At 61.4% G+C, this 13474-nt stretch carries 15 protein-coding genes; 5 read left to right on the top strand and 10 right to left on the bottom strand.

The genetic code is table 11. The features are described from left to right. Positions 1-62 precede the first annotated feature (62 nt). The 4 genes from V3C33_09670 to V3C33_09655 form a co-directional block, all read right to left on the bottom strand. Positions 63-1733 carry a pentapeptide repeat-containing protein gene (locus V3C33_09670; GenBank protein XAS69486.1) on the bottom strand — a complete coding sequence of 557 codons (1671 nt, stop codon included), beginning with the start codon at positions 1731-1733 and terminating at the stop codon, positions 63-65. Positions 1734-2089: 356 nt separating this feature from the next. Beyond that, positions 2090-2365, bottom strand: coding sequence for a hypothetical protein (locus V3C33_09665; protein ID XAS69485.1), 276 nt, complete (start codon positions 2363-2365; stop codon positions 2090-2092). A 111-nt stretch (positions 2366-2476) separates the two neighbouring features. After that, entirely contained in the window at positions 2477-2791 is a 315-nt protein-coding gene (locus V3C33_09660; GenBank protein ID XAS69484.1) for a hypothetical protein, read from the bottom strand. Further along, the gene (locus tag V3C33_09655) at positions 2772-3104 is read right to left on the bottom strand and encodes a hypothetical protein (protein ID XAS69483.1); all 333 of its coding nucleotides are present in this window, start codon (positions 3102-3104) and stop codon (positions 2772-2774) included. Before V3C33_09655 ends, V3C33_09660 begins: the two co-directional genes overlap by 20 nt. A 397-nt stretch (positions 3105-3501) precedes the next feature. On the opposite strand from V3C33_09655, the gene V3C33_09650 reads away from it, so the two are divergent. Further along, positions 3502-3981: a hypothetical protein gene (locus tag V3C33_09650; protein XAS69482.1), complete on the top strand. Its 480-nt coding sequence runs from the start codon at positions 3502-3504 to the stop codon at positions 3979-3981. A 35-nt stretch (positions 3982-4016) separates the two neighbouring features. Here V3C33_09650 and V3C33_09645 read toward each other — a convergent pair whose 3' ends face one another. Beyond that, on the bottom strand, positions 4017-4511 hold the full coding sequence (locus tag V3C33_09645) for a hypothetical protein (protein XAS69481.1): 495 nt from the start codon (positions 4509-4511) through the stop codon (positions 4017-4019). A 105-nt stretch (positions 4512-4616) separates the two neighbouring features. Here V3C33_09645 and V3C33_09640 point away from each other — a divergent pair, with 105 nt between their 5' ends. Further along, complete coding sequence (locus V3C33_09640; GenBank protein XAS69480.1) at positions 4617-5810, top strand: IS30 family transposase; 1194 nt, start codon at positions 4617-4619, stop codon at positions 5808-5810. 155 nt (positions 5811-5965) lie between these two features. On the opposite strand, the gene V3C33_09635 is transcribed toward V3C33_09640, so the two are convergent. Both V3C33_09635 and V3C33_09630 read right to left on the bottom strand, forming a co-directional pair. Next, the gene (locus V3C33_09635; GenBank protein ID XAS69707.1) at positions 5966-7459 is read right to left on the bottom strand and encodes a PIN domain-containing protein; all 1494 of its coding nucleotides are present in this window, start codon (positions 7457-7459) and stop codon (positions 5966-5968) included. Positions 7460-8006: 547 nt separating this feature from the next. Next, entirely contained in the window at positions 8007-8618 is a 612-nt protein-coding gene (locus tag V3C33_09630; protein ID XAS69479.1) for a recombinase family protein, read from the bottom strand. A gap of 268 nt (positions 8619-8886) precedes the next feature. On the opposite strand from V3C33_09630, the gene V3C33_09625 reads away from it, so the two are divergent. Next, entirely contained in the window at positions 8887-9588 is a 702-nt protein-coding gene (locus tag V3C33_09625) for a hypothetical protein (GenBank protein XAS69478.1), read from the top strand. A 174-nt stretch (positions 9589-9762) separates the two neighbouring features. Beyond that, the gene (locus tag V3C33_09620; GenBank protein XAS69477.1) at positions 9763-9966 is read left to right on the top strand and encodes a tautomerase family protein; all 204 of its coding nucleotides are present in this window, start codon (positions 9763-9765) and stop codon (positions 9964-9966) included. A 181-nt stretch (positions 9967-10147) separates the two neighbouring features. Here V3C33_09620 and V3C33_09615 read toward each other — a convergent pair whose 3' ends face one another. Then, the gene (locus V3C33_09615) at positions 10148-10750 is read right to left on the bottom strand and encodes a cysteine hydrolase family protein (protein ID XAS69476.1); all 603 of its coding nucleotides are present in this window, start codon (positions 10748-10750) and stop codon (positions 10148-10150) included. Positions 10751-11101: 351 nt separating this feature from the next. Next, the gene (locus tag V3C33_09610) at positions 11102-11413 is read right to left on the bottom strand and encodes a helix-turn-helix domain-containing protein (protein XAS69475.1); all 312 of its coding nucleotides are present in this window, start codon (positions 11411-11413) and stop codon (positions 11102-11104) included. Positions 11414-11487: 74 nt separating this feature from the next. On the opposite strand from V3C33_09610, the gene V3C33_09605 reads away from it, so the two are divergent. Continuing rightward, on the top strand, positions 11488-12459 hold the full coding sequence (locus V3C33_09605; protein XAS69474.1) for a DMT family transporter: 972 nt from the start codon (positions 11488-11490) through the stop codon (positions 12457-12459). 148 nt (positions 12460-12607) lie between these two features. On the opposite strand, the gene V3C33_09600 is transcribed toward V3C33_09605, so the two are convergent. After that, positions 12608-13306, bottom strand: a complete 699-nt coding sequence (locus V3C33_09600) for a DJ-1/PfpI family protein (GenBank protein ID XAS69473.1) — start codon at positions 13304-13306, stop codon at positions 12608-12610. Positions 13307-13474 lie beyond the last annotated feature (168 nt).

Genomic DNA, 13474 nt, shown 5'->3' with positions numbered 1-13474 from the left:
GGAGCGGCGGCGGCCGGACCGTGCCAGTTCCTAGGTACTGGGACACACCGGGTAGTGGTTCTCTACCTCCGCCAGACGAACGGCAGCTCCTGCGGCACAACACCCTCTGGAGGATGGATGTCCCACGGCACCAGAGGCGGACACTTCCAAGCTGACGGAAGACGGAAATCCACGTTGCTGCCGGTGAACTCGGCCGAGCCGAAGTCTAGCTCACCGCCGGTGAACTCCGCCTGGAAGAAATTCACCTTGCCGCTGGTGAACTTCGCCAGCCGGAAATCCAGGGTGCTGCCGGTGAACTCGGCCAAGCCGAAGTCCAGCTCACCGCCGGTGAACTCGGCCGAGCCGAAGTCCAGCTCACCGCCGGTGAACTCCGCCTGGAAGAAGTGCATCTTGCCGCCGGAGAACTTCGCCTGGCCAAACCGCATCTTGCCGCCGGCGAACTTCGCCTGGCCAAACCGCAGATCTCCACCAGAGAACTCGGCTTGGGCGAAGTTGACGTTGCCGCCGGTGAACTCCGTCTTGATGAAGATCATCGTGCCGCCGGTGAACTCAGTCCGGGCGAAGTTCACCGTGCCGTGGGAGAAGGACGCAAAGCTGAAGTCCGCCTCGCCGCCACTGAACATTGCCTCGTTAAAATCCACCTCTCCTCCGGAGAACTTAGTATGGAGGAAATCAATGTTGCTGCCCGTGAACATCGCACGGGCGAAGCTCACACTGCCGCCGGCGAATCTCGCGAAGCTGAACTGAACGGTGCCGCCGCTGAACCGCGCACGTCTAAAGTCAACGGTGCCGCCGGTGAACAATGCGTCTAGGAAGTTCACGGTGCCGCCCGAGAACCATGCATCGCTGAAGTCAACGCGGCCGGAGAACGTGGCCAACCCGAAATTTACCTTGCCGGAGAAGGTCGCGAAGCTGAAGCTCATGGTTCGCCTGATGAACGTCGCCCCGGTGAAGTCCACGGCACCCTGGAACAGTGCGCCGGCGAGGCTGCCTCCATCAAAGACTGACTCCCGGAAGTTGAAGTCGTTCTTTGACCAGGACTGCATGGCTTCGGGCTGCAGATGCTGACGGATAACGTCGATGATCGTGAGCCTGACCTCGCCATCCGACGGGCGGTGGTTGATGGTCGTCTGAACTTCGGTGGTTCTGTCAGAGAATGTGTAGGTCCGTCGGGTCGTTGTCGTCGCGGGATGGAGATTGTTGGCAACTGTTGGAGAATATGGAAGTCGCATGTAGCTGCAGAGAACGTCGATGCATTGTTGCCGTTGCGTGCCGTGTGTCTCGTCGGCCAGTGCGGCAAGTGCGTAGATGCCGGAAACCTGCATGGTTGGGTTGGCGCCTCCCAGAAGGTCTGCCGCGATGGAGAGCCTTTCCAGAAAAGAGCCATCCTCAGCCCGGCGTTGCTTGCGGAAGGTGACGACCAAGGCAACTGCACCGCCCAGACCGGCCACAATCGTCAGCGCAATCCGGGTGGCATCTCCACGGGTTTCCGCCCCCTTCGGGAGTGAGTACGTTGGGTTACCTGTGAGCGCAAAGCCGATCAGCCACCATGCACAGGCTCCGAAGGCGAGCAGCCCGAGCGCGGTCAGAAGCACGGCAATGACGAGGTTGACGCGAACGGAACGCAGTTTCCGTATGGCCTCGACGATCCAAGCAGTAGCGGCGTGGAAGCCTCGACCTATCGCATGCCATGAAGTTCCCGCCAACGAGGTCGCGCGCTGCTTGAAGTCCATGTGCACAGTCAATATGACCCCCAATGGCAGACCCAGCGTTTCGCGCGGGAAGGTGCCGTGTCGCGGCGGCGAGTTCTCATAGGGGTCTGACCTGCCGAGGAACAGTGGCTGGCGCTAAGGATTCCGTGCGGGTTGCACGGTTCAGAGGTTGCTGGTTGGAAGGCGGCCGTAGATGGATGCGTGGGAGACCCCGAGTGCTTTGGCGATGGGGGGGTCGCTTCGCCCGACCAGCTGAAGCCAAAAGCCCCGCGGATGCAGCCGTCGCGGCCTGCAGGTATGCCCGAAAACCTCCAGACCGGACTGTGAAAGACCCGCCATTCATGGCCAACAGCGCTACCAGGTAGTCCGGTTGGCGCCTACCGCCGGCCGAGGGCTTCCAGGGCACGAAGCAAGGGTGAGGACCCGCTGTCCAAGAGGTCAACGGGGCGGGATCCCGCGAGTTCCCGGGACGGAGTTACCATCCAGACCGTGAAGTAGTTGTGGGGAATTTTTAGTTCCATCGCTCGCTGAAAAAGCCTGACGACGGTCGGGTGGAGCTGGCCGCCGGGGAGGAACTGGAATCCCGGGCAGAAGGTGCCCTCGTCAATGAAGACGCGGACGAGCTGCTGCATCACCGGTTCCGGATCTTCCATGAGCTCAGAGAGGCGACGGCGAACCTGCCCCAGAGCAGGCAGCGTGAATTCCGCCCTGACCCCTTCCCATGTCTGATCACTGATCGGTTCGCGGTCCAGTTTCACCGTTGCCTAGTAGCCATCAGCGATGTTCTCCAGGAGCCACTGGCTGGCTAGGGGATCACGGCGCAACGTGAACGTACGCAAGGCAGAGTTCGACGCCAGGCCAACCTGGACGCGCCAGTATTCGATGCTCACCAGGTCGCCGCTGCCCACGGCGGCCGTGCTTCTGGTGTCCCACCAGGCGTCCCGTGCAAACCAGTGCACCGGATCGGCCATGACGGCCCATATGCGTCCGTTATGCCGGACGGCCAACGGGTTGCCGGCCGGGGTAAACCGGACGTCCACAGCAGCGTCGAGGGCTGTTCTATTGGCTGTTGCTGTCATGGTCTGCACGCTCTCCTAGGGTCCTTCTTTTCAAATCTTTGCGGCGGGTGACCGCCGAACTCCACACCCACGTCCGGTAGGTCACCGGCCCGTCCTTCCAGGTCACTTCCGCGGCTTTGGCCGTCCAGGCGTACACCTCGCCGTCCACCAGCTCCGCGCAGTTCGGGAACCGGATCCACGCCTTCACCGGGATCCCAGGGAACCCGTTCTTGGCGGGGAAGTGCTCGAAGTCGAGTTCTTCCACCGTCAGCCCTATCGGGCCGGCGCGCCGCGCATACTGCGCCTGCAGCCGGCTCGCTTGTTCTGGTCCCATACCACGATCTTAGGATATATGTTCGAATAACCACGCCGTAAAAAAGGCGGCCTCTCAGCCGCTGGTTTCAGTATGGGGGAGGGGTCTGACAGGAACGGGTTGTACGCCAGTGGGGACAGCCTGAGCTGTGCGGAGGGCTCCACCTGCCCGCAGTGGGCACAACCCGTTCAAGACCTGGTTTCCGCTGCGCTTCAACCAGTGTTGGGCGTCCGCTGGCGCGGCCGGCTGTTGGGTCCAGTGCGCACCGTCGCAGAGCTCCGGACACCCTGGCCCTGTTCTGTCTACGACGATGCTCCTATAGGCGTCAAATTGAACATGGCTGTTTTGATTCAGGACTTGCGCGACGCTTTGGACTAGGACCACCCGTCACAAGAGGGTCGTCTGCAGAGCCGGAAAAGTGGAGATGTTGCAGGATCGATTGCTCAGCGGCTCCGAGGCAGAGGGCGCCGCGTTGCGTGAGGCCACAAGGAAGCGCGAACTGCGAGACATTGTCACAGACCTCGTGCAAGCGGGGAACCGCTGGGCAGACACGATGCAGATTCTGGTCATATCGAGCGCTGGCAACGAATGGAAGCAACGCGATTGGATCGAATGGGTGGACACCGATAGCGGCCGAGAGATGACTCAAAATGCTCAGTCGGTAGATCGCAATATCCGGAAGCTTCGGCTCCACACCGGCGAAGATGCGCTTATCCTGCCCGCGATGGAGGCACAGCGGAGGATTCAAGGCGGCAAGGCATTCGCTGTCCTTCATTCCAATAGCAGGGGCAGTGAGGACGATCGGGTTTCCGCCTACCAAGAGATAAATGCGATCAAGTCAGACTTGGCGAAGTTGGAGCTTGCCGCCATCAGGCTGCTCACTGCTTCCCGCAGCTAGCTGTTGGGAGATGACCACCCGAGTCCGGTAAGGGATCATTCAGCGGGCGGTCCGGCGGGGGCAGTCGCGGAAGTCGAGGAAAGGACGTCCTTGCGGACCGACCAACGGCCGATCGCCGCCGCTGCGCCAACGGTGGCCCATGCGATCAGCAGCAAGGGCTGCCAGCCGAGACCGAGGACGCTTCCCAGCAGCCAGAACGCTAGGGTGGGCACCGCGAAAAAGGCCCCGATGTGGATCCTTTGATTCCGGACTGGGCGCAGAAGGTAGGCCAACACCCAGGCCAGTGGCGCCGCGAACACCAGGGAAACTCCGAAGCCATAAAAAACCACCATGCCCAAAAGGCCCCATACGTGGCCGGCGTCGGTGCCGTCTCGCGCGGCGGGCACGCCGTAGCTTGCCGCAACCAAGAACAGCAGTAGGCCTACCCAGAGCGAAGTGGCGATCAACCAGCCCTTGATGAACGCGTACGCGTCCAGGATCACCCTGTGTGATCGAACTGCCTGCGGCTGCGCCGCTTCCCCCAACGCCATGGACCTAGCCTACCGATGCGCAAAACGTTCACGTATGTCCGCCCCATAGGGATGGCGAGTTCAATCGGTCGTTGCAACACCCCTTTTTATTGTGAGGTGTTGCCCATGTTGTCGAAGAAGGAACGGATCGAAAAGGAGGCCCGGTTCTGGGTGTTGATGGCCCAGGGCTCGACGCTGATCGCGGCGTGCGAGGCTGTTGGAGTGGATCGACGAACTGGCCGTCATTGGCGTCAAGCAACCGGCGGGCGGATCCCGCGCAAGAAACCCGAACCTTCGGGCCGGTACCTGTGCCTGGAAGACCGACTGCAGATCGCGGACCTGCACCTGGCCGGAATAAGTGTGCGGGCGATCGCAGCGCAGCTCAAGCGGTCTGCATCGACGGTCAGCCGTGAACTGCGCCGTAACGGCCCCGGGACGGGCGCGCGGGGGCGGGGAAAGTATGCGCCGTATGCGGCGCAGAAACGGGCCGAGCTGCGCGGTCACCGACCCAAGGCCAGCAAGTTCGATGACCTGGAACTGGCATCCCTGGTACAGGCCAAGTTGTGCGTGAAGTGGAGTCCCGAGCAGATCAGTGACCACCTCGCCACGACGTTCCCGGACCGAGCGGAGATGCAAGTGTGTCCCGAGACGATCTACCAGGCGCTGTATGTGCAGGGCCGCGGTCACCTGCGCGCTGACCTGCACCAACACCTGCGCACAGGCCGCGCCGTGAGGCGGCCAAGACGCCCCACCGGCAAGCGGGCGGGGAAGATCCCGGACATGATCCTGATCAGCGAACGACCCGCCGAGGTCGCCGACCGCGCCGTCCCTGGCCACTGGGAAGGGGATCTGGTCCTGGGGTCGAACTGCCGCTCGGCCATCGCCACCCTGGTGGAGCGCCAGACCCGGTTTACGATGCTGGTCCACCTGCCCGATGACCACGGCGCCGTCGCTGTCCGTGACGGCCTGCTGGCGAGGATCAAGACCCTGCCGGAGCACCTGTGCAAGTCGCTGACCTGGGACCAGGGCACCGAGCTTGCCCAACACCGCCAGATCACCATGGCGACCAACATGGACATCTACTTCTGCGACCCGCACTCACCCTGGCAGCGCGGCACCAACGAGAACACCAACGGACTCCTGCGCCAGTACTTCCCCAAGGGCACCGACCTGTCCGTGCACTCACCCGAGCGGCTGCTCGAAGTCGCAGCCGAACTCAACGCCCGACCCCGCAAGACCCTGGGCGGCATCACCCCCGCCCAAGCCATGGAACGGCTACTATTTGAACCAGAAAAACCCGCCGTTGCAACGACCGCCTGAATTCGCCGATCCTTCACCGGGCGTTTGCTTTCGCCAAGACTTCAGGCGAGAGCAGGGCACCGGCCGTGAGAATCTGCATGCCTCCTAGGATCCATTCGTCCCGGTTACCACGCCTTACGCATGGGCGCTCGACTCGATGGCTGCGGCGAATCTCCTTAGTCTTCTTCGGTCTCTTCGTCTTCGTTCGACTCCGTCTCTTCGTCCGAGGACGGCTCGGTTGCTCTCGCCACGTACGGCAACCCACTGACGTCGTACTTGGGCATAGACGCAGCGAGCTGCTGAGCCAAGTTCACGCTGGGCAAGAGCCCTGCAATGTCGAGCTTGGGCATGGCGGCGGCCATCTGCTGAGCCAGGTTCGCGGTGCCCATGAGGCCAGCGATGTCGTACTTGGGCATGGCGGCGGCCATCTGCTGAGCCAGGTTCGCGGTGCCCATGAGGCCAGCGATGTCGTACTTGGGCATGGCGGCGGCCATCTGCTGAGCCAGGTTCGCGGTGCCCATGAGGCCAGCGATGTCGAGCTTGGCCATAGCGGCGGCCATCTGCTGAGCCAGGTAACTTCCAGCTGCAGAAGACTGCGCAGACAAATTGGCGAGGCTTTGCCGAGCCACGTCGGCCGCCTTTCCTTTGAGTCTCTTTAGAGCCTCCGCGCACCGCTCGTCAGCCATGTCAGGCAGCGAGGGCTCTCCAGGCGTGAGGAGAGTTGGCGTCTGGTCCTCTTCGCTTGCCGAGAAGAGGACTTTCACCTCCCATACACAGGCGATGCTCTGTGTGTCGTTGCCGTCGGTCACAACCCCGTACAGCAGCCACCGCGCCTTGGCCGTATACCAGATGTCCCCCTCGATCTCATGGCCGACGACGTCCGTGACGCTAAGGAGTTCTGCTTCGGGCGGGGTCATCCATGAACGCCACTGCACCACACCATCAGTGACGCCCATGCCTACGAAACCCGTGGGCGAGGTGAGAATCTCGACAGCTGTCTGAGCCAGCCGAGACTGTATCGGAACTGATCGGAGCAGGTCTCCTGCAGCAGTTTCCGCCTCCTTACCAGAGACTTCCTTGGTGAACTGGGAGACCACCTGGTCGAAATCCGCAAGATGCGTGAGCCTGTCCTCAAGGCCGCGGACGTCCTCATCCATCGGATAGGGATAGGCGGTCCCATCTCCGAAGTCGTTGGTATTGCTTGTAACGAAGCAGACGTGCTCTTCGGGGTTTTCCTTGAGAAATTCCAGGATGGAGAACCAGATGGCCACATCCCGTGCACCCTCAGAATGGTCCTTATTACGCTTCGCAGGCGGAAGCGACATTGCTTCGCGAGCCAAGGCCCTGCGTGCGGTGTCACCACTCATGTCGATCACTTCGAAGATCTCGCGGTAAGCATCTCGCCAGTGGTTCAGGAGGCGTTCCAAATCAAGTGGTTCCAGGGAACTCTCCAGCTCCCACGGAAGCATTTCCCTTAGCTTCTGCAGGACGGTTACTGCTGACTTATGCCTGTCTGGGTAGAACGCCGCCTTATGCGCAGCCATCTCTTCCAAAACCATCCACGGCACGGCAATCCTATGGTGCCCGGACTCCCGCAGCTTCCGGATGATGTCGGCACGGGGGCCGTTGGGCGGCAGAAGATTCACGGCATTCGTATCGAAGAGGATCAAATCCAAGTCTCCGTCTCACTCAAGCGCCCTGGGTCTGATGGAGACTCGCGCTGTTTGATTACCACCAGCTGATTGCGGTCGGCTTGGCCCAGCATAGAACGCCTATTTGAACTCAGCGGACGGGAATCGCCGATTTAGCAGTGGAGGCGCTAGGTGATGTGCCATTGAACCATCCGAGGGTCGCGAGCTCGAGGTCCTCGACCGTCTTCCACAGACCAGGCGAACTGAGCGGTCGGAACGTTTGATGGGAAAGAACTTCTAGCGCTCCGTGGACCCTCCGTGATCACTGAGGATCGCATTCCCCAAGCTTGGCGATGCTGCCCGTAAGCCGGTCGATCACCGTGCTGCGGGAGCCTGCTGACTTGTTTGTCAGTTTCAGAAGTCGTCTGCACTGGATCCCGCGGAAGTACGGGACCGGTGCATGCGACTTCTGACACGGCAGTGTGCGAAGTCGTCTGCACCAACCGTCGTTTTGTTCGAAGTCGCGTGCACTAACCGTCATTTTTGCTTGAAGTTGCGTGCACCAACCGCCGCTGACGCTGGGCTCTTAGGCGTTCTGCTGGCTCTCGGCTGTCAGCGTCTCCGGGGGCCGGGGCGGCAGGTGACGGTAGAGGCTGGAGCGGGTGATGCCCGTGGCCGTCACGATTTCGGAGATGGACTGATCCTCGTGGTCGCGAAGGTGCGCGGCATAGGCAAGCTTCGCTGGATGGACCACGCTGGGCCGACCGATCCTTTTGCCCTTGGCAGCAGCAACGGCACGGGCATGGGCTGCGCGTTCGATCGCGAAGGTCCGTTCCATTTGACCGAAGAGCGCGAGCATCACCACTGCCAACTGCGACATGGGATCCTCCGGATTGGCGGAATCAACCCGGATCGGGTCGGCCAGGTTCCGGACTCCGACGCCGCGGCCGGCCAAGTCGTAGATGAGGTTCAGGGTGTCCCGGACTGTCCGGCCCAACCTGTCCAGGGTGTGTACCACGATCACGTCCCCCTCGCGGGCTTGATCGAGTGCTTCATGAAGTCCTGGCCGGTTTGTGGTGGACCCGGATTTCTTGTCCACGTAGATGTGGCGAGCAGGGATGCCCTCGCCGCGCAATGCGTCAATCTGCCGGTCGAGGTCCTGTTTAGCGGTCGAAACGCGGGCATACCCAATATCCATGAGACAACTGTACCGATACTTATCCTGCACGCTCGGCGCGGGACGCCGAAGAGAACATAGTTGTGGAACGAAATCGGATGGCGTGTCGCCATTTTTGTCATTTTCCGAAGTCGTCTGCACGAAATGTCCAAAGTCGTCTGCGCGGCCGACAACATGTCCGCATGGGGATCGGCTAACGGGCACTGTGAGGGGCCGATGAGCCACCGGCTTACGGGCACCACCACACCAAAATTTCAGGGGACCGGCGACCCCGACATCAGGTGATGCCATGTGGCGGGTTCTTTCGGAAGCTTGCCGTGTTTCCGCCACGGTCCAGGACAGGCAGTCCCGCCAAGCGGGCCACATGGCTGGTAGCTTCAAGAAAATCCTTGACGCTATGGAAGGAGCGGAATTGTTCGGTCTATTTAAGAAAAGAAGACCCAGCGTTGTCGTTGTCACGCTGAATGCCCGCCTGCAACCCCTGGACCGGGCCGCACTTGAAGATGCCTTCGAGGCCGCAATGAAACAATGCGGACACGAAATCCGCATAGTTGGCGGGGGAACCCAAATGGCGGCCAACGGTGAGATCACTGAGTGCGACATCGAAATTGAGATTGACGGACCGTTCGAGGTGACGGTCAATGCCGTATCCGAAACCCTGGCCACAATGCTCGCCCCCAAGGGCTCCACTCTGTACGTGTCAGACCAAGATCGTCGGATCGATTTCGGCGCACACGAAGGATTAGCCCTCTACCTCAACGGCGCCGACCTTCCGGACGATGTGTACCGGGACTACGACTCCAATCACGTCTACGCAGAATGCGGCCGGTTGCTGGAGGGGCTGGGGATCGTGAGCAGTCACTGGCAAGGACCGCATGAAACAGCGCTGTATATGTATGGATGGGACTTCACAGCTATGCAGGAGAGGTTGACTCCGTTCCTGCAGGAGTATCCGCTATGTCAGCAATGTCGCGTAATCCAAATCGCGTGATCCCACGATGAGGATGCTCCCGTGACTACATGTTCCTTGCGCCCGTTGAGGGATCCTTTACCGGGGCACCGGTCGGTATTGGTTCGGCGGCTCTCCCCCTCTTGTTGCGCCTCCTTTGCGGGGCCCACGGGCCTGACCCACCCTGATCCTTCGCAACAGTGCCAGAATCTGAACATGCCGCTTATCCAGGTTCTCAATGCATCCCCTTCCTCCACTGAAAAAAAGCGTCGACTGCTCGCTGCGCTGACGGCCGCATACGCGGAAGTCATGGAAATCCGCCCCGACACCATCCGGGTGGTTTTGCACGAACTCCCTCGTGAGAACTGGTCCGTCGCCGGCGTCACCCTGGCGGATTCAGGACAGAACGAATCTGTCTGAGCGGGAACGGCCCAATATGGAGGACCGAGCACGTTCTCGCTCCGTTCGAGACGCCAACCTTTCAGCTCGACCCTCAGCCGGTCGTGGACCGCGCCGCCGAAACAAGGCGTGCTGGCGTTGAGACTTCGCAGCGTGGCCGTCCCGTAGGGAAACGTGCGACAGACAGTCCTGCCCGCTCCGGCTACCGGGCGGTGGCGGGTTGCTGTACCTGTTCGAGCAAGCCGGCGGTGGTCACGACCGTGGCGAACTCTTCGTGTAAATTCACCCCGGTCATCCGGGACAGCACAGCTGCGACAACGTTCTCACCGTCCGGAGCGGTGCGGTCAAAGGTGTGGGTGGCATCCAGGGGGAAGTACACCCGGTAGCCGAGGTTGCCCCCGACTCGGGCAGTAGTCTCGCAGCAGTGATTGGTGGTGATTCCGCAGACGACCAATTCCTTGATGCCGTTCTCCTGCAGCCAGGCATGCAGGTCAGGGGTGCCGTGAAAGCTGGAGTTGACGTTCTTGCGCACCAGGAGATCCGGGGCGCCGGTGATGATGTCCTTGAACGCGTTGCCGGGGTTGTTCGGATGCAGGGGCGAGGAGGGTGCGGTGGAGTCGTGGCGAACGAAAACGATGGGGCGGCCGGTTTCCCGCCAGCGCGTCAGCAGGGCGCCGATGTTCACCTCGCAGGAGGGGTTATCGCGCGGACCCCAGTAGGCGGCGTCATCGAAGGCCTGTTGGACGTCGACGATCACCAGTGCGGCGCGGGGATCAAGGGTGAGGGGCGGGGAAGAAGTCTTCACTTCTGCGACGATAGCAAACCCCATTGTTCCCCGCGGGCAGAACCTACTGGCCATTGACGCCCGCGCACTCATCGATAAGTTTCAGAGTCCTAAAGGCCGGCGGCAACCCGTCCGCGGCGCCGACCCGCTGAGGACAATTTTGGGGCAGGCAGAGTCGCCCTGACCGCAAGCGGATCCCCCAACGGGCGTGGCTGTGCAGACGGCTTTGGACATTCCGTGCAATCGACTTCGGAAACTGACACTAATGCCGTCAACGCCGGATTGAACGTAGGCCGTTTGTGCCGAAGCGAAAGGTTGCCGGTGGCGCCAGACGAAAGTGCCCTCCTGGTCAGCGGCCATCGAAACTCTGCCCTAACTTCGAGTGGCGGACTTCAGTATGGCGCTGATGACCCCAGGAAATCGCGACTGGACTTCCGCGGTCCTGGGCCAATTAAGGCGGCTGTTGCCTGGGCCGAGTTCCTGACGGATGAGGCCCGATTCCCGGAGGACTTTGAAGTGCGCGGAGAGCGTTGATTTGGAAAGTTCGGTTTCGAAGGTTCCGCAGGTCTTGCCAGGGTCGGTGTTGATGTCGGCAAGGAGCCGAAGCCGGGTGGGATCGGCGCAGGCGTGCAGGATAGTGGACAAGTCGAGGTCATCGATCCGGGGGTGAAATAGGGGTTTCACGCGGGCCTTTCCTTTGTCACACCATCATGTACAGTGTTCGTGTATTCGTCAACTAACGAACACCTGGAGTCTCCATGCACCGAACCACTTCACTCGCCGCCGTCGGCGGCCTGGCAACAGCCCTGGCCTGGGGAGGAATGTTCACCATCGCCAAAACCGCATTTTCCCATCTGGGGCCGTTCCAGCTGACGGCCGCCAGGTTTATCGTGGCTACGGTCGTCTTCATGGTCGTCCTCGCCCTTAAGGAGGGGCCCCGGGCCCTCGTCCCCGGTAGGAGGGTCGGCGCTCTGTGGCTGGTGGGAACCATCGGCTTCGCAGGATTCAACATGCTCATGTACGCCGGCCTGGCCTACTCGGCGCCACAGACCATCTCCTTGGTCATGGCAACCCTGCCGATGGTCACACTGTTCGTCATGTGGGCCCGCACAAGGAAGCGGCCTGCCGGCCTGGTGTTCCTCTTCTCTGCCATCGCGCTCGTAGGTGTCGCCATGGTTCTGGGGAACGGGAACCCGGCCGCGGTCCTTCAGGGTGGTCTCGGGCTGGGCGTCCCGTTGACGTTCGCCGGCGTGATCGCGTGGGTCCTCTACACGACCAGCCGCAGCGCTTTCGCAGAGTTGAGCCTGCTTCGGTTCACTACGCACACATGTCTGCTGGGAACGGTTTCCATCATCGTCCTCACCACCGTACTGACGTGGAACGAGCCGCCCATATCTGTCGGGGACGTCGGTTCCGTCATCTGGCAGATCCTCTACATGGCGCTTCCCGCCACGGTACTGGCAGTGCTTACCTGGAATCAGGCCGTCGCCATTTTGGGGGCATCCAATGGGGTGTTGTTCATCAACCTTGTCCCCATCACGGCCTTCACCATCGAAGCCATCCGCGGGCAGCAGCCCACGGGCGGCGAAATCGCCGGAGTAGTCCTCACGCTCGCTGCGCTTCTGGCCGTAAACCTGGTCGCGCGCCGCACGGCAAAAGGCACCCCACAGGCCGAGGCCGCCCAGGCCCGAAGTGATGCACCCCGGGAACAGAAGGCCACCGCCAGCTAACCGCAGCACCTCTGCAGCGAACCCATGCATCATCGATAGCTCACGGCAACGCCAAAGAGCGATCAAGTCTTTGTGGGAGCCTGGTTGGGTGTCGCAGTTCCCTGAAACTGCGACGGGGAGTCGCTGAGTTCGTAGGAAGCGGTAACTGCTAGGCGGAGGCTTGGGTGCTCGCTAAGGCGCTGGCAGACCTTCGGACCGCGGCTTTGCGGAGATTCTCGGTAGCGGTGATGATGCTCTTTACTTCTTCAGGGTCCGCCTTGCCCGGCGAGCCGTGATCGAAGGGGGGTTTCGGATCATATTCGATGGCCAGCTGAATGCTTCGAGCTTCGTCCTCACCAAAAAGTTCCGCCGCCAACGTGAATGCAAAATCGATCCCCGAGGTCACGCCGGCACCGGTAATCCGGTTTCTGTCACGGACTACTCTTTCCGAAATCGGGTGGACGCCGAATTCTTCGAGCATCTGCAGGGACGCCCAGTGACTGGTGGCACGGTAGCCAGTGAGGAGTCCCGCTGCTGCCAGGGTGAATGATCCTGTGCAAACGGAAGTGATCCAGCGGGCTTCTTGGGCTTGGTCTCGGAGAAATGCCAGGGCCTTGGGATCGTCGAACATGTCAAACGCCCCTGCACCTCCGGGCACAAAGATGATGTCTGCCTGGGGGCACTCGTCAAGGGTCGTAGTGGGCACGATGCACCAGCCGGCATCGGTAGGGATCGGATCCAGGCTATGCCAGGCCAAGTGAAGTTCGGTGTCCGGAAACTTGGAGAAAACCTGAGCGGGCCCCGTGAAATCTAACTGGGTGACCCGTGGGAAAAGAAGGACAACGATTCTCAGCGGACGGGAAGGCATGGTCTCAGACTATATGAGCGCGTGCGGCATCCAACGCCTCCCGCACGAATCCGGTACTCGAGGACAACCCACGTGCCAGGGCTTTTCACCTCAAGTCAGGATTCGCTCCGAATGGCGCGCGGAAGCTCTTGCTGCCCGACGCGGGCTGCCAGAAATAAGATTGGTTCG

Source organism: Micrococcaceae bacterium Sec5.7, assembly GCA_039636785.1.
Classification (GTDB): Bacteria; Actinomycetota; Actinomycetes; order Actinomycetales; family Micrococcaceae; genus Arthrobacter.
This window is presented reverse-complemented; position numbering and strand designations above follow the sequence as displayed.

What these genes read in the sequence shown, in the direction of transcription:
- V3C33_09600 (XAS69473.1), bottom strand. Translation starts at nt 13,306, where the DNA reads ATGCCTTCCCGTCCGCTGAGAATCGTTGTCCTTCTTTTCCCACGGGTC.
- V3C33_09665 (XAS69485.1), bottom strand. Translation starts at nt 2,365, where the DNA reads ATGGAAGATCCGGAACCGGTGATGCAGCAGCTCGTCCGCGTCTTCATT.
- V3C33_09625 (XAS69478.1), top strand. Translation starts at nt 8,887, where the DNA reads ATGTGGCGGGTTCTTTCGGAAGCTTGCCGTGTTTCCGCCACGGTCCAG.
- V3C33_09620 (XAS69477.1), top strand. Translation starts at nt 9,763, where the DNA reads ATGCCGCTTATCCAGGTTCTCAATGCATCCCCTTCCTCCACTGAAAAA.
- V3C33_09660 (XAS69484.1), bottom strand. Translation starts at nt 2,791, where the DNA reads ATGACAGCAACAGCCAATAGAACAGCCCTCGACGCTGCTGTGGACGTC.
- V3C33_09645 (XAS69481.1), bottom strand. Translation starts at nt 4,511, where the DNA reads ATGGCGTTGGGGGAAGCGGCGCAGCCGCAGGCAGTTCGATCACACAGG.
- V3C33_09605 (XAS69474.1), top strand. Translation starts at nt 11,488, where the DNA reads ATGCACCGAACCACTTCACTCGCCGCCGTCGGCGGCCTGGCAACAGCC.
- V3C33_09670 (XAS69486.1), bottom strand. Translation starts at nt 1,733, where the DNA reads ATGGACTTCAAGCAGCGCGCGACCTCGTTGGCGGGAACTTCATGGCAT.
- V3C33_09640 (XAS69480.1), top strand. Translation starts at nt 4,617, where the DNA reads ATGTTGTCGAAGAAGGAACGGATCGAAAAGGAGGCCCGGTTCTGGGTG.
- V3C33_09630 (XAS69479.1), bottom strand. Translation starts at nt 8,618, where the DNA reads ATGGATATTGGGTATGCCCGCGTTTCGACCGCTAAACAGGACCTCGAC.
- V3C33_09655 (XAS69483.1), bottom strand. Translation starts at nt 3,104, where the DNA reads ATGGGACCAGAACAAGCGAGCCGGCTGCAGGCGCAGTATGCGCGGCGC.